The organism is Corallococcus sp. AB011P (assembly GCF_003611605.1).
GTDB lineage: Bacteria > Myxococcota > Myxococcia > Myxococcales > Myxococcaceae > Corallococcus > Corallococcus coralloides.
Map to the genome: position 1 here is coordinate 60,826 of NZ_RAVX01000027.1, position 20,237 is coordinate 81,062.

12 protein-coding genes are annotated in these 20,237 nt (G+C 71.5%); 3 read left to right on the forward strand and 9 right to left on the reverse strand.

Features of this window, described 5'->3' with window-relative positions:
- Window positions 1–53 precede the first annotated feature (53 nt).
- The 3 genes from D7X30_RS37655 to D7X30_RS37665 all read right to left on the reverse strand — a co-directional run bounded on the left by D7X30_RS37655 (window position 54) and on the right by D7X30_RS37665 (window position 5,440).
- The gene (locus tag D7X30_RS37655) at window positions 54–4,355 is read right to left on the reverse strand and encodes an AAA family ATPase (RefSeq protein ID WP_120567812.1); all 4,302 of its coding nucleotides are present in this window, start codon (window positions 4,353–4,355) and stop codon (window positions 54–56) included.
- A gap of 18 nt (window positions 4,356–4,373) precedes the next feature.
- Window positions 4,374–4,775, reverse strand: a complete 402-nt coding sequence (locus tag D7X30_RS37660) for a hypothetical protein (protein WP_120567836.1) — start codon at window positions 4,773–4,775, stop codon at window positions 4,374–4,376.
- 134 nt (window positions 4,776–4,909) lie between these two features.
- Window positions 4,910–5,440: a molybdenum cofactor carrier protein gene (locus D7X30_RS37665; RefSeq protein WP_120567813.1), complete on the reverse strand. Its 531-nt coding sequence runs from the start codon at window positions 5,438–5,440 to the stop codon at window positions 4,910–4,912.
- Window positions 5,441–5,683: 243 nt separating this feature from the next.
- Between D7X30_RS37665 and D7X30_RS37670 the strand changes: the two genes are divergently transcribed.
- Together D7X30_RS37670 and D7X30_RS37675 are read left to right on the forward strand one after the other, a co-directional pair.
- Window positions 5,684–5,989 carry a hypothetical protein gene (locus D7X30_RS37670; protein ID WP_120567814.1) on the forward strand — a complete coding sequence of 102 codons (306 nt, stop codon included), beginning with the start codon at window positions 5,684–5,686 and terminating at the stop codon, window positions 5,987–5,989.
- A 131-nt stretch (window positions 5,990–6,120) separates the two neighbouring features.
- Window positions 6,121–6,513, forward strand: coding sequence for a hypothetical protein (locus D7X30_RS37675; RefSeq protein WP_147443416.1), 393 nt, complete (start codon window positions 6,121–6,123; stop codon window positions 6,511–6,513).
- 74 nt (window positions 6,514–6,587) lie between these two features.
- Here D7X30_RS37675 and D7X30_RS37680 read toward each other — a convergent pair whose 3' ends face one another.
- From D7X30_RS37680 to D7X30_RS37705, 6 genes are all read right to left on the reverse strand, one after another.
- Window positions 6,588–9,941: a serine/threonine-protein kinase gene (locus D7X30_RS37680; RefSeq protein ID WP_120567816.1), complete on the reverse strand. Its 3,354-nt coding sequence runs from the start codon at window positions 9,939–9,941 to the stop codon at window positions 6,588–6,590.
- Window positions 9,942–9,945: 4 nt separating this feature from the next.
- On the reverse strand, window positions 9,946–10,770 hold the full coding sequence (locus D7X30_RS37685) for a hypothetical protein (RefSeq protein WP_233592048.1): 825 nt from the start codon (window positions 10,768–10,770) through the stop codon (window positions 9,946–9,948).
- 26 nt (window positions 10,771–10,796) lie between these two features.
- On the reverse strand, window positions 10,797–13,406 hold the full coding sequence (locus D7X30_RS37690; RefSeq protein ID WP_120567818.1) for a TonB-dependent siderophore receptor: 2,610 nt from the start codon (window positions 13,404–13,406) through the stop codon (window positions 10,797–10,799).
- Between the two features lie 235 nt (window positions 13,407–13,641).
- Window positions 13,642–14,568, reverse strand: coding sequence for a PhnD/SsuA/transferrin family substrate-binding protein (locus tag D7X30_RS37695; RefSeq protein ID WP_233592049.1), 927 nt, complete (start codon window positions 14,566–14,568; stop codon window positions 13,642–13,644).
- Complete coding sequence (locus D7X30_RS37700; protein ID WP_120567838.1) at window positions 14,565–17,078, reverse strand: tetratricopeptide repeat protein; 2,514 nt, start codon at window positions 17,076–17,078, stop codon at window positions 14,565–14,567. Before D7X30_RS37700 ends, D7X30_RS37695 begins: the two co-directional genes overlap by 4 nt.
- Window positions 17,079–17,086: 8 nt before the next feature.
- A complete protein-coding gene (locus tag D7X30_RS37705) occupies window positions 17,087–18,886 on the reverse strand; it encodes a PP2C family protein-serine/threonine phosphatase (protein ID WP_120567819.1) in 1,800 nt (599 codons plus the stop codon).
- A 343-nt stretch (window positions 18,887–19,229) separates the two neighbouring features.
- Here D7X30_RS37705 and D7X30_RS37710 point away from each other — a divergent pair, with 343 nt between their 5' ends.
- Complete coding sequence (locus tag D7X30_RS37710) at window positions 19,230–20,237, forward strand: thiamine pyrophosphate-dependent dehydrogenase E1 component subunit alpha (RefSeq protein WP_120567820.1); 1,008 nt, start codon at window positions 19,230–19,232, stop codon at window positions 20,235–20,237.

Below are 20,237 nucleotides of genomic sequence, written 5' to 3' on the forward strand. Positions count from 1 at the left end.
GCACGCAGTCTAGGGGCCCCGCCTGACGGGACAAGGAATGCGCGTCCGGCGCGTCACATCACGCGCGCGTCACGGAGCCGGGCGGCCTGGGGCGGCACGAGCGCCTCGGCCGGCGGAGCCTGGAGCGTGGCCTGGAAGCGGTCCACGCGGCGCAGCTCCGCGCGGGCCTCCACCTCCGTGAAGATGGCGCGCGCCCGGGCGAGGAAGTCCTCGCGCCGATGCGGCAGGGCCACCGCCGCGTCGAAGTAGGCCACACCCGTCTCCCAGCGGTTGGGACTCTTCTCCAGGACGGCGATGGCCTCCAGGAACACCGGCTCCGCGGCCTTCGGGCCCTTGCGCAGGGCCAGCGAGCGCGCCGTCACACGCAGCGCCGGGCCCTTCAGGTACGGATAGAGCCGAGCGATGACGCGCGCCTTGATGCAGGACAGGCGGACGATCTTCAACAGCTCCTTGCGCGGCACCACCGTGGCGCCCTCCTCCAGCGCGAAGAGGGCCGCCTCCGCCGCGTCCACCAGCCCCACCTGGAGGAAGGGCACCAGCACCTGGTAGCTCCAGATGCTCTTGAAGCAGCGCACCGCGACGAGCGCCGCCTCCTCCACCTGGTGCTCGCGCACCGTGACGTTGGCCAGGTGGTTCAAGCTGGCGCACTGGTTGGCCAGGTCCGCCACCTCCTCGCTGATGCGCAGCCCCTGCTCCAGCTCCGCGCACAGCTCGCCCACGTCACCTTCGCCCATGAGGTAGCGGCACATGGGCCCCCACGAGTGCGCCCAGCCCTGGTGCATCAGCGCGTTGAGCTCCACGCCAATGGTCCCCATCTGCTCATAGAGCGCCACCGCGGTGCGGAAGCGCGAGTGGAGGAACTCGCCCGTGGCCTGCATCATCAACGACGTCTGGCGCTCCCAGCGCTCGCCCACCTGGCGCAGCGTGGAGACGGCCTCCTCCTGGAAGGTGCGCGCGCGCTCCAGTTCGTTGGCGAAGAAGGCCTGGATGCCCAGGCGGCTGAGCGCGAGTCCCTCCGCCACGGGGTCCTTGGAGCGGCGCGCGTACTCCAGCGCCTTCTCGCAGTGGTAGCGCGAGCGCTTGAGCAGCCCCGCGCCGAACAAGAGCGTGCCGTAGTAACCGCGCGCCAGGCTCATGGCGTAGTCGTTGCGCGAGCGCTCCGCCATGTTGGTGGACACCAGCGTCGCCCAGGTGAGCTTGGTGATGTCCGCGAAGTAGTAGATGCGGATGAGCGAGTTGAGCGTGGACAGCTGCTGCAGGTAGTTGCCCAGCCTCGCCGCCGGCAGCGGGCGCAGGATGAAGGGCAGGAGCGACGCGAGCCCTCGAAGCAGCAGGTTCGCCAGCGTGCGCAGGCCCAGCGCGGCCAGGCTCCCCGGGAGGCTGCGGCCCCTCAGCACCAGTGACTTCTCCAGGTGCTGCGTGGCGAGCGCGGACTCGCCCTTCTCCTGGTGCGCGCGGCCCAGGCCCAGGTGCAGCTCCGCCTGGCGCGGGGGCTCCTCCTCGTCCACCAGGCACTGCTCGAACATCAGGATGGCGTTGGCGTAGTGGCCCGCCTGGAGCAGCGTCTCCGCCAGCTCCTGCATCACCCGGCGCGTCTGGAGCAGCGTCACCTCCGGGTCCACCGGGACGACGGTGCCCAACAGCTCCAGGCCGCGGTTGTAGTGGTAGAGCGCGTCGTCGTTCGCGTACTGCGCCCGCGCGCTCCGGGCCGCCATCAGCGTGTACTCCAGGCCCTTGTCCTCCACGTTGCCCGCGAGGAAGTGGAACGCGAGCAGACCCGCGGAGGCCGCGAGGTTGTCGTTGGCGCGGGCCTCCAGGTAGCGCGCGAGCCGGCGGTGCAGGTCCTCACGCGCCGACACCAGCAGCGTGTTGTAGGCCACGTCCCGGATGACGATGTGCTTGAAGAGGCAGGTGTACGGCTCCTCCGTCTCCAGCAGGATGAGGCCCAGGCGCTGGAGCGTGTCCATGGCCTCGCGCAACACGCCGTGGCCCAGGGTGGGCACCAGCGCCGCCACCGCGTCCAGCGTGAAGATGCGCCCGATGACGGACGCCACCTTCACCACCAGCTTCTCCGTCTCGCTGAGCAGGTCGATGCGCGACAGCACCACGTCCTGGATGGAGTCCGGCAGCAGCAGGTCCTGCAGGCCGCGCTTCAGCTCCATCCGCTGCGAGCCGGGCTCCACCGGCCCCAGGTAGCCCTGCTCCGCCAGGCCCTCCACGATGGATTCGATGAAGAACGGGTTGCCCTGCACCTTCGCGAGCAGCCGGTCCTCCAGCGCGACGTCCGGCGGTGACAGGCGCAGGTGCACGCGCAGGAGCGCCCGCGTGTCCTCGTCGTCCAGGCTCGTCAGGTCCAACGGGACGAACTCCGGCAGGTCGCGCAGCCCCCGGAGCTGGTCGCCCGGGCGCATCGTCGCCAGCACCATGATGCGGTGCGAGCCCACGCGCGCCGCCAGGTACTGGAGCAGGTCCAACGAGATGTAGTCCGCCCAGTGCAGGTCCTCGAAGTAGAGCAACAGCGGCTGCGCGCGGCTGAGCATCTCCAGGAGCTGGAAGACGATTTGAAACACCTTCTGCTGCTTGCGCCGCGCGTCGATTCCCGCGGTGGCGGGCGTCTCCTCCAGCGCCATGCCGAGGATGCCCGCGACGACGGGGATCCACTCCGGCCCCACGTCCTCCAGGCCCTCCAGCCCCTGCCGCAGGCGCGTGAGCTGCGCGTCGGTGTCGTCCGAGTCGTGCAGTCCGAACGCCTGGAGCAGCACCTCCTTCCAGGGGAAGAAGGGGGTGAAGGCCTCGTAGGAGTAGCAGACGCCGTACAGCGCCCGGGCGCCGCCCTCCTCCGCGTCCTCCAGCACGCGCGCGCCCAGCCGCGACTTGCCGATGCCCGCCTCGCCGGACACCACGCTCACGCGACCCTGGCCGGCGAAGGCCCCGGTGAGCGCTTCGTGCAGCACGTTGAGCTCACGGCTGCGGCCGATGATGTCGCCCCGGCCCTTGATGAAGAGGCTGCGGCGCGTCTCCCCCAACAGCCGGTACACCGGCACCGAGCGTGAGACGCCCTTCAACTTCGCGTCCTCCACGAACTCGGTGGCGAAGCCGCCCTGCTGCGATCTCGCCTGGGTGTTGGCGCACAGGTGCACGCCGTCCTGGCGTCCGCCGTGCGTCATCAGGCGCGCGGCCATGTTCACGACCTCGCCCAGCGCGGAGTAGCCCTTGCGCGTGGGCGAGCCCATGTCCCCGCAGTAGGCGTGGCCGGTGGCGATGCCGATCTGCAGCTCATCCAGGAAGGGGAACTGCTCCCGGGCCTTGAGCAGCTTGCAGGCCAGCCGGCACGCCAGCACCTCCTTGTTCTGCTGGGCGGTGGGCGCGCCGAACAGGACGTAGAGCACGTTGCCCTTGTCCGTGAAGTCCGTCATCAGCAGCACGCCGCCATGGTGGGCGGACTCGCGCTGGACGTATTCGTAGTAGGCGTTGAGGTCGCGGGTGAACGCGTCCGGATCCGCGTCCGCCCGCGCGTGGGTGAAGCGCACGAAGAAGCAGGTGACGTCGCGGAAGTCGCCCGCGAACTCCTGGTGCGCGGTGGTGATCTTCGTGAAGAGCACCGGGTGCAACAGCAGCGCGCACCGGCCCACCAGCTCCGCTCCGCCCGTGGGCGCGGGCAGCGGGCGCTTCACCGACTCCACCGGCGCGTCGAGCGCCAGCCGGTGGTTGCCGCCCTCGCGCGGCTCGCCCTTGCGCGCGGCTTCCGGCAGCGCCGCCCAGGCGCGCGGGCTCAAGACGACCTCCGACACCGTGGCCTGCTTCTCCGCGCCCACCGCCTGCGCCAGCGGCTCGCCCACGAGCGCCGGGTGCATCCACAGGCCGGTGGTGCCCATCACGATGCGGGTGGCCTCACCAAAGCCGATGCCGATGCGCGACGACACACCGAAGCGCTGGCCCAACAGCTCCAGCCGGGCGAAGCGCGCGAGCCTGCGCTGCACGCCCAGCGCGCACACCGCCGCTCGCTGCACGACGTCGGCGTCCGCCTCCGCGGGCGCGGACTCGAAGCACGCGAGGATGGAGTCGCCGGCGAACTGGTAGATGTCCCCGCCGTGGTCGCGGACCACGTCGATCATCTCCGTGTAGTAGTTCGTCAGCAGGCGCTGGAGCGCGTCGATGCCGCGCGGGCCCGCGCCGCTCAGCCCCACCACGATGGGCGTGAAGCCCGCGATGTCCAGCAGCAGGATGGCGCCCCGCACGCCCTCCGCCCGGGGCAGTGCGTCCGCATCCTGGCTCCCAAGCCGCGCGAGGATGGCCGCCGGCATGTACGGTGCCAGCATCGCGACAGCGGGATCGATGGGCTGCGTGGAGGGCATCCTTAAGGGGCTTTCCGCTCAGGACAGGTTGGCGAAGCGCAGGTACAGGGCGCCCAGGCACATGGCGCCGTAGAGGGGGATTTCCGCCGTCTCCGGCCAGGGCTGCTGCTTGCGCACCGCGCCCCAGACGTGCACCGCCGTCATCAGGCCACCAATGAGGCCGATGAGCTCGAAGATGACCAGGTGGCTCTTGGGGTCCGGGATGAACTGCACCACCGCGATGATGACGGACAGCGCCAGGCCGCCCAGGCAACGCGCGAAGTAGACCGTCAAATCGTTGTTGCCCGTGGGCAGCTCCCACCCGAACCAACGCGCCCAGCGCAGCGGAATGAACAGCAACGGCAGTGCGTAGACGAGCAGGAAGACCGAGGTGGAGACCGCGAGGAACCAGCTGGCCAGCGGATAGTCGGGGTTGATCATGATGGCGGACGTGACGGGTGACGGACGTGCACCCGCGGCGCACACCCTTCCCCACGCCGTCCATCCTAGAATCTTTTGCCACCCCGTGGGGCGGCTTCCCCCCGGCCAAGGCCCTGCTTGAGCCCGCCTGCCGCCTAGCGGGTGGCGGCCAGGAGGAACTCGGCCACCCGCTCCAGGGAGGTGGTGCGCTCGGCCTCCGCCGGGAAGCGCCGGAACACCTCCGGTGGCCCGTGCAGGATGAGCGGCTTGCCATAGCGCAGGGCCAGGACGGCCTCCGCCGCGGTGCCGGCGCCCCCGGGCAGCGCGACCAGCGCATGCGGCGTCAGCACGTTGATGTGGTTGCGGCTCATGGGGTCCGTGCCCTGCTCCCCGCTGAGCGGCAGGTGCGTGTAGATGGGGATTTCGATGTCCGTGTTCGGGTAGCCGGGCCGGGGCTGATAACGGCCGTCCGCGCCCACGGTGCCGGGGATGATGCCGATGGCCGCCCCCCGCCGCCCCTCCACCTGGACGAAGGCGCCCGCCGCCACGCTCATGACGCCGCCGCCCGCGCCGGTGAGCAGGTCGAACCCGGCTTCAGCAATCCACCGCGCCAGGGGGACGACCCACTCCTCGTGGGTATGCGCCCCGGAGCCGAACACTCCGATGATGCGGCGGTGTCTGCGCATGACTGCGTCCTCCCCGAAAAACTGGAACTACGTGAGCCCCTGTTCCATGCGAATCCCCGGCCAACGCCGCAAGGGCTCACGGACCGGCGTGCGTCCTGACTCCCGTCCACCCGTGGAAGGTGCGTGGCGCGAGCGTCGGGCAGCCGTCGCTTCCCTCCTCCCGGAGCGCCAGACGTTCCCGCACGACCCGTGATGTCGGACCCCTCCTCTACCTTCGTTCGCAGGTGAGCAAGGAGGCTGCCCATGTTCGACGCCTGTGGAGGTTGTGAGCGCCGTGGCACCGCCGGAGAGGTGTTCGACTGGTGCGCGCACTGCGAATTGTCCCTGTGCCCCGGCTGCCTCCAGCGCGGCTGCTGCGGCAGCGTGCCCGCGGACTCCGGGCGCGGTGCCCCCAAGGAGCTGCCCGACCCGCCACCTCCCGAGCGCGAGCCCCTTCCGGAGGACTTCGGGGGCCGCTGCTGCACGCACGCCCGCGCGGTGGCGTGCTCCTGCGCCTTCCACTGGGTCTGCACGCGCCACGGCGACCTGCACGTGGGCACGCACGACTGAGGCGCGGGGCGTTTTTCAGCGGACGTGGAGCATCAACGCCCGTGCGGGCGTTGACACACGGGCAGCCGGTCCACGAGGTTTCCGCCTTCTTTCAGGCATTCCCGCCGGACACAGCACGGAGCACGAACACCATGGGTCTCGCCGAACGGTCGGAAATGGCCGCGTTCAAGAAGGACTCCTTCGACTCGAAGGTGGCGGAGCTGAAGGAGGCCGCTGGGGGCGCGGACCTCCAGGTGACGCTGGACGAGGCGAGCTTCACCACCGTGGCAGCCATCCAGATGCTCTCCAACGGCGTCTTCGACCGGCTCATCGACGACATGAAGTCCGTCTGTATCGACGACATCGGAAAGCAGGCCGTCCGGGAAGGCATCCAGACGTTGCACATCGTCCACAGGGACGCGCCCGGCTTCACGCTGGAGCTGACGGGCGGCACGTTCACCGTGCGCGCGAAGGTGGACGGCTCACTCGGCGAGGACCTGCCGGGCTACGGCACGTACAGGGCCTTCCTGCTGAAGAAGCTGTAAGGCCTCACGCGGCTTCACGGACCGGAGGGACGCTTTGTCAGCGACGTCCTCCGGCCCGGGTCATTCCGTCCGGCTCAGGGCACGTCCAGCGCGACGCCCTGCCCCGGGACGGCCATCACCCAGCGGACGAGGTCCGGCTTGCCGCCGCAGGTGACGCGCACCTCGAACTCGCGGCCCGCGGGCATCTGGCTGGACAGGGGCGTCTGACCGTCCAGAACCTGCGAGCCCAGCGCCACGCGGCAGCCCTGGGCACCGGTGACGCTGAGCGTCCCCCGGGCATCCGCCTGGGGCGGGGCGTCCGCGAGCGTGCGCAGGTCGATGTGCTCGGACCTCGGCACCTTACCGAAGCGGTGCAGCTTGCCGTCCACGGCCGTGGAGATGAGCCAGCCGGCGGTGCCCTCGGGCAGGCCCTGGCTCGCCTCCAGCCGGACGCCGGACACGTAGACGCGCTCACCCTCCTGGGCGTTGCGCACCTCCACGCCGCCCTTGGGCAGCAGGAACACCAGCGCGAGCCCCGCGAGCACCAGGGCCACGCCGCCCACGATGAGCCCCTTGCGCTGGCCGGGCGTCAGCCCCTTCCCCGTCGCGCTGGCGGCGGGCGCGGAAGCCGCGGGGGAGACCGCGTGGACGGGGGCCGGCGGCGCGGCCACGGGAGCCGCCGGAGGCCGCGCGGGCGGGGCCACGGGGGCGGACACCGGCGGAGAATGCGGGGCGTGCGGCGGCGGCGCGGCCACGGGCGAGGCGTGGTGTCCCCCATAGGCCGCGTGGGTGCCGGTCGCCGGCGGCGCAGGGTGACCTGGCGGCGGCGGCGGGGCGCTTCCCTGCTGCGCGTGGGCGGCCCCGTATTGCGCGTGGGTCCCCCCACGCGGCGGAGGGGGCGGCACGGCGGACACAGGGGGCGGCTGCTGAGCCGCGGACAAGGGGGCGACGGAGGGCACCGACACCGACGGACGCGCGGGCGCCTGCGGCGGGGGGCCCACGCGCGTGGGCACGTTGGCGGACGCCGCGGGGCGCACCGCGGTGGGCGGCGGCAGCGGTGACGTGGGCGGCGCCACGGCCGGGCGCGACGGACGGGGCGCGGCGGCCACGGGCGGTGCCACCGGAGGCGCGGCGGCTACCGGGGGCCCGTTGACGGAGACGACCTCGGTGCCGCGCTCGGCGGGCTCCGGCGGGGAGGCCACCGGGGGCGGCTCCATCCGGGGCATGCTGCCGGAACCGCCACGCACGGGCGGCCGGGACAGGTCCGACGGGGCCCGCATGTCGCTGCCCGAGCCCGTGCCCACGTTGCGCGAGTGCGAGCCCGTGCCCGGCATCAGCGCCCGGGGGTTGGAGCCCGTCCCCGAGCCGGCGATGGACGACGGCGCGTACTCGGAGAGCCGGTCGCCCAGCGCCTCCTTGAAGAACTGCGCCACCGACGCGGGCGACGAGGACAGCCGGTGGTGCGCGATGACGGCTTCGATCTCCTCGCGCATCGCCGCCGCGGAGGGCGTGCGCCGCGCCGGGTCCTTCACCAGCGCGCGGAGGATCAGGTCCGACACGTCCTGCGGGATGTGGGGCCGCAGCTGAGAGGGCACCGGCGCGGGCTCGCGCACGATGGCCGCGAGCGTGGCCGCGTCATGGTCCCGGCGGAACGGCAGCTGGCCGGTGAGCAGCTCGAAGAGCACCACGCCCAGCGCGAACACGTCGTTGCGCCAGTCCAGCGGGCGGCCGCTGGCGGCCTCCGGGGAGAGGTACGAAATCTTCCCCTTGATGACGCCCGCCTGCGTGTGCTCCTCGCCCTGCACCTTGGCGATGCCGAAGTCCGACAGCTTGATGGCGCCGTCCAGCGACACCAGCACGTTGTGGGGGCTGACGTCGCGGTGCACCACCGGGTGCGCCGTGCCGGATGGATCCACGTAGCTGTGCGCGTAGTGCAGGCCCGCGGCCACCTCCGCCACGATGCGCAGCGCGTGCTCCAGCGGCAGCGCCATGCCCTTGCGGCGCAGCTCCGTGAGCAGGCGCTTCAGGTCCGGACCGCGCACGTACTCCATCAGGATGTACGCCACGCCGTCCGTCACGCCCACGTCGAAAGTCTGCACGACGTTGGGGTGCGTGAGGCGCGCGTTGGCGCGGGCCTCCGCGAAGAGCATGTCGACGAACTCAGGATTCTCAGCGAACTGCGCGAGAATCTTCTTCATCACCACGAACTTCTCGAAGCCCTTCACGCCCTGCTGCTTGGCGAGGAAGACCTCCGCCATGCCGCCCTGCCCCAGCCGGCGGATGATCTGCAACCGCGCGCCGCTGGTGTGCGTGTCCGTGGCTGACGAGCCCCGGGCGCTGGGGTCCTGGTTGGTGGAGCCGAAGAGGTACTGGCTGAGCGCGCGCTGCTCCAGCGCTTCGATGTCTTCCTGCGGCTTGTCGGTGAGCGGCGTGCGCGCGAGCAGCCCCTGGAACTGCGCGAGCGCCGGAGCCCGGGAGCTGCCGCCGCACACGGGGCACACGCGCTCCATGGTGCCCTTGGCGCGCAGCACCTCCAGGTACTCGGAGGTCTGGATGCGCTGGTGGGTGACCTGGCCGCAGTTGCGGCAGTCGCACGGCAGCCACAGCGTGGCCAGCTTCGCGGGCAGCGTCTTGGTGGACTTCGCCAGCACGGCCAACAGCGGCGGCGGCACGCGGCAGAGCACCACCTGGGCGCCCTGCGACGCCACCTCCAGCACCTGTTCGATGCGCGGCAGCGCCTCTGGCTCCACCACGCTCACGTGGCAGCAGTCGAACGCGACGCGCCCCTCCAGGCCGGACGCCAGCCGGCGCACGTTGAGGTCGCCCTTGAGCGTGCTGGCCAGGGTGATGAAGGTGATGTCGTCCTGGACGATCTTCAGGTGCGACGAGAGCTCGGACGGCTCCGACGGGATGCCGGAGCGCAGGTAGCGCAGCACCGCCGGATCCACCGCGGAGAACTGCTGGCGGCGCGCGAAGTCGAAGAACTCCGTGGGCTCGTCCGCGAACTCCAGCGGCTGGGCGCACACCGGACACGGGTGCGGCGGGGCCCCGCCCTGCTCCAGCACCTTCGCCTCCTCCACCAGGCGGACCAGCCGCAGCCGGTCCTCCTTGCAGAAGCGGCACGCGTACGGCGCCAGCAGCGAGAGCACGCGCGCGACACCCGCGAAGCCCTCCACCATGTTGAGCTGATCCACCACCACCGGCGGCGCGTTGACGACGTACAGCCCCGACACGCCCTGCGGCGGGTGGCCGGCGAACTCAATCCACCGGCGCACGCCGAAGGAGCTGATGCGCTCCACCAGGCCCAGGTCCACCACCACCAGTCCCTGGATGCCCTTGGACGCCGGCGAGAGGGGAAAGGTTTCGTCGATCACCCCGGCCACGCGCACGTGGGTCAGACTGCCCACGCGCAGGGAGGTGATGCTGGCATTGGAAGTTTGGCTCTCCACCCGCCTACCCTCGTTCCAGACTGAACAGCAGCGACTTGGGCTGCGCGGCCCGGCGGCGAGCGTCGCCCAGGTCCACCCCGCAGGCGAACTGCGTGCGCTTTCCCGGAGTCACCCGCACCGCCACCACGTCGCTGTGCTCCAGGATGCGCCGCAGACCCAGGCCCGCGCCACCACCGGAAGCATCCACCTGCGCCTTCTCACCCCACGCCTTCACCACCCGCACCAACGGTGACACCGACAGGCGGCCGAAGCGGTCAGTCGCCTCCAGCCACGCCCGGCCGTCCGCCACCGCCCAGGACAGCAGGCAGCGATCATCGTCCGCCACCGACTGCACCTGGCCGCGCCGGTGGGCGTACTTCGGCTCGCCGCTCCCGTCCACTGGCGCGTCGAGCAGGGCATTCACACCAATCTCATGGACGACATCCGCCACCCGGCTGGCCGCGCCCTTGGAGCCGCCGGCCTGGAGGACGGCCTCGGCCGCGCGCTCGCCCACGGCCGTCACCTCCGCCACGCTGCCCAGCCACGCCACGGACGTGGCGGCCTCCTTGGGAATCATGGGCTCGCCGCGCAGGAGCGCGCTCAGCAGCCGCGCCTCCCAGGCGGACGGCTGGCCGCCCTCGCGGGTGGCCAGCAGCAGCGCCGGGGGACGGCGTTCCAGGAGCGCGGCGTGGGCGGGGGTGAACCGCCCGTCGAACAGCACCAGCTGCGGCGCCGCGTCGTCACCGCGCCCCAACAGCAGGCCGTCCCGGGCCAGCACTCCGGAGGCCTTCTCCAGCGCCTCCGGCGTGAGCGTCGTGTCCGGCGTCAACTTCAGGGGAGCATCCTTCACGGCGGCAACGGTATCCAAACAGGGCCCTAATAATGGAGCCGGACTTCGGTGAAGACGCCCAGCGGCGGAGCGGGGAAGCCGTGGGACTCCTCGTACTTCGCGTTGAAGAGGTTGGTCCCCAACAGCGACACCGCCACGCGCTCGTGGACGTTGAAGCCCACACGCGCGGTCGCGGTGATGTAGCTGGGCAGCTTCACGCGGGTGGTGGTGCCGGCGTTTTCATCCACCACGAAGCCCGGATCATACCGGGCGCCCACGAACAGGCCGTAGAACTCCACGAAGGCGAACTTGCCGATGTTGGTGCGGCCGCGCAGGTAGACGCGGTGGGTGGGCGCGTAGTCCAGCGGGTAGCCGGCCCCTCCGCCCACCGGCAGCGCCTGGGCGTCCAGGAACTGGTAGGCCACGTCGAAGGACGAGTTGATGGACGGCACCTGCGCCGCCGCTTCGGCCTCGAAGCCCGCCACGCGCGCGTCACCCAGGTTCTTGAACTGGGACGTGGAGCCGAAGAGGAGCTCCTGATTGATGAAGTTGCGGGCGCGGTTGTAGAAGCCCGTGCCCGTCAGGCGCACCCTGCGGTCCAGCGGCCAGAAGTCCACCGCCGCCTCCACCGTGTCCAGCGTCTCCGCGCGCAGGGACGGGTTGCCCAGCAGCGTCGCGGCGTACATCTGCTGGTTGATGGCCAGCTCCGCCAGCGTGGGCGCGCGGAAGGCGCGGCCGTAGTTGGTGCGCAGCGTGAGCAGCTCCGGGATGGCGTGGAACACGACGCTGGCGCGCGGGGAGATCTGATCCGTCTTCGCCTCCCAGACCTTGGAGGGGATCTGGTAGTTGTCGTAGCGGGCGCCCGCGCCCACCACCAGCCGGTCCGTGATGCGGTACTCCGCGTCCACGAAGCCGCCCAGGATGGTCTGCTGCGTGTCGTCCAGGGTCAGGCCGGGCAGGATGTTCTGGTTGTTCACCTGGTCGGCCTTCACGTCGCCGCCGACGGTGACGGAGAGCTTTTCCAGGGAGAACAGCGCGCGCGCCTCACCGCCGATGCGGCTGCGCTTGCCCAGCGTGTCTTCCAGGGCGCCGGTGATTTCGTTCTCCAGCGTCACGTTGCGGCGCTTGAAGAAGGTGTAGGCCTGGGCGAACACGCGCACGTTGTCCGTCACCTGCTGATCCAGCTGCAGGGCGGCGTTCAGGTTCTGGACGTGCTCGTTGTCCTGCGCGGTGTAGTGGCAGCGGCCGCAGTTGCCCACGGTGGAGATGTTCTGACCGCCGGGCCGGCCGATGTTGCCGTCCGTGAAGTCCGCGTCCAGCGCGAGGGGGCCCACGCGGACCTTGCCGTTCACCTGGTGGACCAGCGAGTCCTCGTTGGTGTCCGTCTGGTTCAGCTGCGGGTTGTTGAAGAGCTGCGGGCCGTCCGAGCCGAAGCCGTAGTAGCCGAGCAGCGCCTCCACCGGGCCGCCGCGGCCGGCGACGTTGGTCTGCAGGCGCCAGGTCTTGTCCTGGCCCGCGAGGATGCGCGCGTCGGCGCCCACGTTCTGGCCCTTGGCGATGAGGTCCGCGGGCTGGCGCTCGATGATGTTGATGACGCCGCTGAAGGCGTTGGAGCCATAGAGCGAGGAGCCCGGGCCGCGGATGACCTCCACCTGCTTCAGGTTGGTGAGCGGCGTCGTCTCATCCGCGTAGAACTGGCCCGTCCAGGGGTCCGTCAGCGGACGGCCGTCCTTGAGGAGCAGGAGGCGGTTGGACAGGTAGTTGGAGCCCAGGCCGCGCGCGCTCACCGCCGCCTTGCGCATGGAGCCCCGGCGGCACTCCATGCCGGGGAAGTACTGGATGGCCTCGCAGAGCGAGAACTGGCCAGTGCCTTCCAGCTCCTCCGCGGGAATCCAGGACACCGTGAGGGGCACGTCGGAGATGCGCTGGCTGCGCTTGGACGCCGTGGTGACGACGGCCTCGCTCAGCGCCATGTTGATGTTCTGCTCCAGGTCGTCGCCACCGCCCAGGTCCGGGCCGTCCAGGCCGGAGAGGCTGGAGGGCGGCGGCAGCGCGCGGTCGGAGGTGGGCTCCGTGAAGGGCGCGCGGTCCGGGACGTTGTCCGCCATGCGCGGCTGCGACGACGGCAGCACGGCTCCGGTCCCCAGCGCCGGAGCGGGCGGCGGGTTGGACGGGATGTCCGACATCAGCGGCCCGTCATACGGCGACGGCGAGGCGGGCGAGGCCACGGGCAGCGGATCCGCCACGGACGGACCGGGGCCGGCCATGGGGGCGGGAGGCGCGGGAGGCGGCTCGGTGGCGAGCGCCGGCGGCTGCGGAGCGGGCTCGTCCCCGGGAATGGGCTCCACGTCCACCGGCGGGGGCGGCGTCTTCGCGCCCCGGCGCGTCTTCGCCGTGCGCGGAGGCTTCGCGCCCGGCGTCGTGGCCTTGGCGCCCGGAGTGGCCGCTTTGGCGCCCGGCGGGGTGGCCGCGCGCTTGCGGGGGGTCTTGGTCCGCGTCTTGGGAGCGGGCTCCTGGGCCTCCTGGGCCTGGGCCGTCTCCACCGTGAAGAGGGACAGCGCGCAGATCACCAGGGTCAGGCACGCGCGCGCGCCCAGCCGACCTGCGAACCCCTTCACCGCGTTGGTGCGCGATCCACCGTACTCAGTCGAGTCCATCGTTCTCAATTCCACGAGGGGAAGCAGGGATGTCCGTGGTGCTTGCGCCAGGAACCAGTGCCGGTGCGACTGGCAATCGTTCTCAGGGACGAGTTTCCACCCCTGAACGGTGGCGTTCCGCTCGACTTCTCAAATTACCGCAATAACTCGCCTTAGGCCAAGTCATGGCTGTCGATACCGGTGAAACACGCGCACGGCGGCGGGAGCGCCGTGCGCGGATCAGCCCACGCCGCAATCAGTCATCCGGCTGTTCGGCGGAGACGGCCAGGTCGTCCGCGAACGGCGGCAGGGCAGGACCCAGCGACTCGGATTGGACGAGCACGGGCGTCTCCACCCGCAGGTCGGGGGCGTCCGCGAGGACGGGCTGGCGGCGCGGGGGGCCCTGGGTGACGAGCTTGCGGAAGTCCTCGAACTCGCGGCCCTGGATGCGGGCGAAGGCGTCGAACGGGGCGACCGCACCCACGGAGGACAAGGACTGGGACAGCGCGTCTCCCCCGCCCTTCAGGTCCACCAGCACGGCGCCCGGCACCCGGCTGCTCTTGAAGAGCACCCGCATGTCCCTGGGCACGTGCGCCACCGGCACGAGCGCGGCCTCCGCGCCCTTGGCCTCCAGCATCTTCACCGCCGACTCCACGTTGGGCACCGGCACCAGCTTGAAGTGCTTCTGGGCATCCAGGTCGCCGCCCAGGACGACGTGGGAGACGAACTTGGGGTCCGCGGAGCCCGCGCCCTTGACCAGCGCCATGCGCTTGCCGGCGAGGTCCTTCACGGTGCCCTTCTGGAGGGAGATGATGGCCCAGCGCTGCTGCGTCTCACCGGCGCGCGGCGCGTACGCCACCGGCTCCGCCTTGGAGCCCAACTGCACCGCGGCCCAGCCGTCCACCACGGCGAAGTCGATCTGCCCCTCCCCCACCGCCTTGGAGAAGTCCTCATAGCGGCCGAAGCTCTTGGCGCCGACGGGGCGGCCCAGGCTGGCCTCCAGCTTCTGGGCGAGCGCCTCCGCGTACTGGAAGCGCTCCTGGCCGTCCGACAGCGTGGTGGCGAGGAACACGCCCAGCGTGGCCTTCTTCGGCGCGGCGGACGCGGGGCTGGCAACGGAAACGGCGAACAGCGCGGCGGCGAGCAGGAGGCTCCCCCGCGCGACAAGGGATGGCGTCTTCACGGCGTCTCCTCCGCGACCCCGGTGGCCGGCGTGACGCCCTGCGCGTCACCCAGTCCATAGAGGCCCTGCAGGCGGTCCTTCCATTCCCGCACCTGGGCGGCGCGGGGGGCCGCGCCGGAGGCCAGGTAGCGGCGCCAGGCGTCCACGGCCTCGGCGGGTTCATGCCGGCGCTCCTGCGCGTCGATGCCCAGGTTGAGCGACGCGACAGGCACGGCGGTCTCCAGGCGCTTCCACGTCGCGAGCGCCGAAGCGCTGTCGCCCTGGCGCCAGTCCACGCACGCCAGGTTGTGCTGCACCAGCGCGTCGTCCGGCGTCGCGGCGAGCGCGGCCTTCAGCGCCTTCTGCGACGCCTTCATGTTGCCGGAGGCGTACGCGAGCGCCGCCTCGCGCCGCAGCAGCGCGCCGGTGAGGTTGCCCATCCACTTCGGCTGCCCGGGCATGGGCTTCTTCTGGGCGGTGGTGAGCAGCTTGCGCGAGGGCGCCACCTTGCCCTGGCGGTAGAGCACCCACGCGTCCGCGAGCGTGCGCGTGTTGGGCCATGCCCATTCCGGCGTGGGCGTGAGGGAGCGCTTGAGGCCCGCGGTGGCCTCCGCGAACTTCCCTTCCTCCGCGCGCGTGAGCGCCCGGGCGAAGGTGGCCAGCTTCACCAGGTCCGCGCGCTTGCCGGTGCCCAGGCGGTCCACCGCGTCCAGGTCCCGGTTCGCCGCGGCCGCGTCGCCCGCCTCCAGCTTCGCCAGGGCCCGGCGCACCAGCACGCGGGGCAGGTTCGCCTCCGCCACCTTCGCGGCCGTCTTGGAGGGCCCCGCGTCCGTCAGCCGCTGCACGGCGGCGTCCACCTGGCCCAGCTCCACCTCCGCGAGCGCGGCGCCCGCGGACGCCTCCGCGCGCTGATCCGGCTCCTGCGTGGCCTCACCGGACTGGGTGAACGCGGCGAGCGCGGCCTGCGCGTCGCCACCGCCCAGCCGGGCGTAGCCCAGGAGCAGGTGCTCGCGCCAGGTCGCGCCGGGCAGCGTCACCGCGCCCTCCAGCACCTTGCGGGCCTCCGCGAACTGGTGGCTGTCCAGCAGCGCCGCGCCCAGCCGGCGGGCCATGGGCACGGAGCGGTCCAGGTCATACGCGCGGCGCAGGTCGCGCACGGCGTCTTCCAGGCGCTGGGTGCCGGCGCGATCTCTCGCGCGGTGGGCCAGGGCCCGGGCCAGCCACTGCTTCGCGCCGGGGTGGCCGGGTTCGACCTGGAGCGCGCTGCCGTAGTCCTCGATGGCCTGGTCCCACTGGCCGGTGGCGAAGTGATCCGCGCCCAGCAGCATGTGGCCCAGCGCCTGACGCGGGGCCATCTCCACCACGCGCCGGTGCACCTCCACCGCGCGCTGGTAGCGGCCGGCGCGGCGGTTGACGGAGCCCAGCGTCGCCCACAGCTCCAGGCTGCCGCCGCCCGACTTCACGGCGGACTCCAGGAACTGGATGGCCTCCTCGTGTCGCGCCTGCGCCTGGAGCGCCTTGCCCACGGCGATCTGCCCGAGGAGCAGGCCCGGCTGCAGCTCCAGCACCTTGCGGAACTCCGCTTCCGCCTGCGCGGGCTGCTTCTGCGCGAGCCGCACGTCACCCAGGAGCAGATGCGCGGCCGGCGTGGAGCCCAGCTTCATCAGGGCAGTGGCCTGGAGGTCCGCGCGCGGCACGTCGCCCGCGGCGAGGTACAGGCGCGCGAGGCGCTCCTTCGGCTCCGCCACCTGCGGGAACTTCGTCACCAGCCGCTCCAGGAGCGCGCGGGACTCCTGCACGTGGCCTTCCATCTCCAGCACGGCCGCGAGGCCGATCTGCGCTGTCGCGGACTCGGCCCTGCCGGCCTGCGCCTTCTCGAACGAGGCGCGCGCGGCACCCGCGTCCCGGCGGAGGAGGTGCGCCTTGCCCAGCAGCTCGTGGATCTGGAAGTCGTTGCCCGCGAGCTTCTCCGGGCGCAGCACCAGGTAGCGCTGCAGCCGCGTCACGGCGCGGTTCCCGTCCTGGGCGTACAGGTAGTAGCTGGCCAGGTAGTAGTGGACGATGAGGTGGTCCGGCTGATCCGCGGCGGCCACCTGCTCCAGCACCGGCACCGCCTCCTGGAAGCGGCGCAGCTTGAAGTACGCGGTGCCCAGCGGGTACGCGAGCGACAAGTCCTGCGGGTTCTGCGCGAACACCGGCGCAAGGCGCGTGGCCGTGCGCTGGAAGTCCTGGAGCGCGTTGGCGGCGCTGCCCAGGCCCGCGGCGGCGAAGACGGACTGCGGCTCCTGCGCGAGCGCCTGTTCGAAGAGCTGGAGCGCCTTCTTGAACTTCTCCTCGGCCTCCTTCTTGTCGCCCTTGGAGGCGGCGGCGTTGGCGGACACGAGGGCCTGCTCGCCCTGCTCCGTCATGCGCTGCGCCTCGGTGGCGGGCGGCGGGCGGAACTGGGCGAGCGCCGTCGGAGGGCCGGCCAGGGTGGCCATCAAGGCGAGCGCGCTGGAGACGCGGCGCGGGGAACGGAGGAATGGGCGCATGCGGTTCGTCACGGCGAGGGGGCGGGGCTGAATTCGGCGACGATGACGGTGATGTCGTCGCGCTGGGGCTGGCCGGCGCTGTACGCGCGCACGTCCGCGAGGAGCGCGTCGCGAAGAGCATCGGCGGGGAGGTGGGCGTGGGCCTGGAGCGCGGCGGCCAGCCGCTGCGTGCCGTAGAGCCGGTTGGCGCCGTCGCGCGCCTCGGTGAGGCCGTCCGTGTACCAGACGATGATGTCGCCGGGGCTCAGCTGCGCCTGGCGCGACGTGAACTGCGACGCCACGTTCGCGCCCAGCAGCGGACCGCGCGCCGGCAGCGACGCGATCTGCCGCGTGTTCCGGTTGTAGATGGCCGCCGCCGGGTGGGCGCCCGCCGCGTAGTCGATGCTGCCGCTGTACACGTCGATGACCGCGAGCGCGCTGGACATCTGGTGCTCGCCGCGTCCCACGTTGGCCAGCGTCACGTTGAGCGCGGTGATCAGCATCTGCGCGTGCACCTGCGACGGCTCGCGCAGCGTCATGGCGGAGGCGAAGCCGCTGGTGGCGCTGGTGGCGACCAGCGACGTGGACAGACCGTGGCCCGTCACGTCTCCGATGCCAATCACCACGCGCCTGTCATCCAGCGCGGCGCGGAACCACCAGTCGCCGCCGCACGCGTCCGCGGGCACCACCAGTCCGGCGAGCCGCAGCGGGCCCACCGTCACGGCCTCGCGGCCCGGCAGGAGCGTCTCCTGCACCGTGCGCGCGAGCGACACCTCGCGCTCCAGCTGCGCCTTGGCGCGCACGTCCTCCAGCAGGACCTTGATGCGCTCCGCCATGTGGTTGAACACCACGCCCAGCGTCGTCACCTCGCGGCCCGCGCCCGGCGCCGTGCCCGCGCGAGCGCCCAGGTCACCGGCGGCCAGCTGCATCACGCGGTGGGTGAGCACGCCCAGCGGCTTGGTGATGCGGCGGCTCTGGAAGGCGGCCAGCACGCCGGCCAATACAACGAAGCCCACGCCCAGCCCCACGATGCGCAGCGTGTTGGCGCGCACCGCGGCGCGGTTGGTCTCCTCCAGCTCGTGCAGCTGCTTCTGAAGGTCCTCCAGCGAGTAGCTGATGACGACCACGCCCTTGCCGGCCTGCGAGCCGTAGTCGAGCGGCTCCTGGAACTCGAAGACGGGCTGGCCCTGGAAGAAGGCGCTGGCCCAGCGGCGCTCCGCGGTGCGGCCTGCGGAGGACTCGCCCAGCTTGGCGGACGGGTCGCTGTCCGCGACGAGCTGCCCGTCCGCGTCGAACATCTGCACGCGCAGGATGTTGCGGTTGTCCGAGATGATGGAGCGCGCCACTTCCGTGAGGAACGCGTAGTTGTTGTCACGCAGGCTGGTGGCGGAGGTGAGCGCCAGCGTGTGGCTCACCGTCTGACCCAGCTCGCGCGCCTGGGACTGGAGCCGCTGCGTGAAGCGGTCCGACGCCGCGGTGAGCTGCGCCTCCGTCGTCTTCGCGGACAGCGCGGCCAGCAGGCCCACAATCACGATGACCAGCGCGCCCGTGGTGAGCAGCAGCAGCTGATCCAACCGCAGCCCGCGAATGGCCGCCACGTTGGGCAGCTCGCCGGCCTCCATGGGCGCGATGACCGTGCTCGTGGGCTCCGCGGCCGGCAGCCCCAGCGCGCCCGTCAGCCGGGTGGCCGTGTTCTCCCCGCGCAGGGCGGTGAGCTCCCGGGAATGGGTACCGGTGTACTCCGGAGGAGGAGGCGGCGTGCCGGGCGCCGCATCGGACGCATCGGGAGATTCGGGCACGGGGTCGAGGCGCGTGTTCGTACGGGACAAAGGCAGACCTGGGGGAGCCCGCGTCGGAAACGCGGTCGGGGCGGCGCGGACTCTATCTCACTTCCTGATTGACGCGAGGAGTCCACCTGTCGGGCTATTCCTCGCGGTCGCCCCCTCTCCCGCTCCCCCAACGGCCGTGCGACCAACCCGGACCGGGAGCGTCCGAACGCGTCCGGGAAGCAGCACGTCACGGGGGCATGGATGAGTTCCGCTCATTGCCGCGACGCGCCACCCGGGGGCTGAAAGGTGCTGGCGAACACCCGTGACATCAGGGTCCTTGAGCCGGGAGGCCGCGTTCGGAGTATAGGGGCGTCCCTTTCTTTCCCTTCGAGGTCCTCCGCCCGTGTCTCGGCCCCGGTTGATCAAAGAGAACTCCGCGCCGCTCTCCCTGCCCCGAGAGCAGCTCATCCGCATCCATGACCTGATGGTGAAGGCGCGCGTCCTGGAGGAGCGCCTGATCCAGATGTACAAGCAGGGCCACGGCTACTTCTGGATCGGCGGTCCCGGTGAGGAGGCGTTCAACGTCCCCCTCGGCCTGCTGATGAAGGTCGGCGAGGGCCCGGCCTACGACTACCTGCACGCGCACTACCGCCAGTCCGCGACGCTGCTCGCCATGGGCGAGGAGCCCATCGGGGCGCTGCGGCAGATGAAGAACACGGCCACGGACCCCTACTCCGGCGGCCGCAACTTCGCGGGCCACTTCAGCCGGCGCTCGAAGAACATCGCGCCGGTCACCTCCCCCATCGAGGTGCAGTACGCCATCGCGCCGGGCACGGCCATGGCCCAGAAGCGCCACGGCGGCGACGGCATCACCATCGTCACCGGCGGCGACGCGGGCACGGCCGAGGGCGATTTCGCCAGCTGCCTCATCTGGAGCAGCCGCCCGGCCAACCCGCTGCCCATCCTGATCATCGTCACCAACAACAAGTGGGGCATCAGCACCACTTCGGACGGCCAGCACGGCGAGACGAACATCAGCGACCGCGCGCGCGCCTTCAACATCCAGGCGAAGACCATCAACGGCAATGATCCGGTGGAGGCCTACCAGGAGCTCCAGGCCGCGATGGAGTACGTGCGCAAGGAGCGCAAGCCCTTCTTCATCGAGGCGCGCGTGTCGCGCCTGTACGGGCACTCGTCCGCGTCCGGCGCGAACTTCGTGAACGAGGAGCAGGACTGCCTGCGCCTGTTCGAGGCGCGGCTGGAGCAGGAAGGCGTCCTCAGCCGCGAGCAGATGGACGAGGCGCGCAACCGGTACTCGGAGGAGCTGGCCGCCGCGGCGCGCACCGTGCGTGACGAGCCGCAGCCCTCTGGCGACTCCATCTGGGAACACATCTACGCGGAGAAGAAATAA

Coding starts and splice junctions, on each gene's coding strand:
- D7X30_RS37665 (WP_120567813.1), bottom strand. CDS start 5,440: ATGCGCAGACACCGCCGCATCATCGGAGTGTTCGGCTCCGGGGCGCAT.
- D7X30_RS37690 (WP_120567818.1), bottom strand. CDS start 13,406: ATGGACTCGACTGAGTACGGTGGATCGCGCACCAACGCGGTGAAGGGG.
- D7X30_RS37655 (WP_120567812.1), bottom strand. CDS start 4,355: ATGCCCTCCACGCAGCCCATCGATCCCGCTGTCGCGATGCTGGCACCG.
- D7X30_RS37670 (WP_120567814.1), top strand. CDS start 5,684: ATGTTCGACGCCTGTGGAGGTTGTGAGCGCCGTGGCACCGCCGGAGAG.
- D7X30_RS37660 (WP_120567836.1), bottom strand. CDS start 4,775: ATGATCAACCCCGACTATCCGCTGGCCAGCTGGTTCCTCGCGGTCTCC.
- D7X30_RS37700 (WP_120567838.1), bottom strand. CDS start 17,078: ATGCGCCCATTCCTCCGTTCCCCGCGCCGCGTCTCCAGCGCGCTCGCC.
- D7X30_RS37675 (WP_147443416.1), top strand. CDS start 6,121: ATGGGTCTCGCCGAACGGTCGGAAATGGCCGCGTTCAAGAAGGACTCC.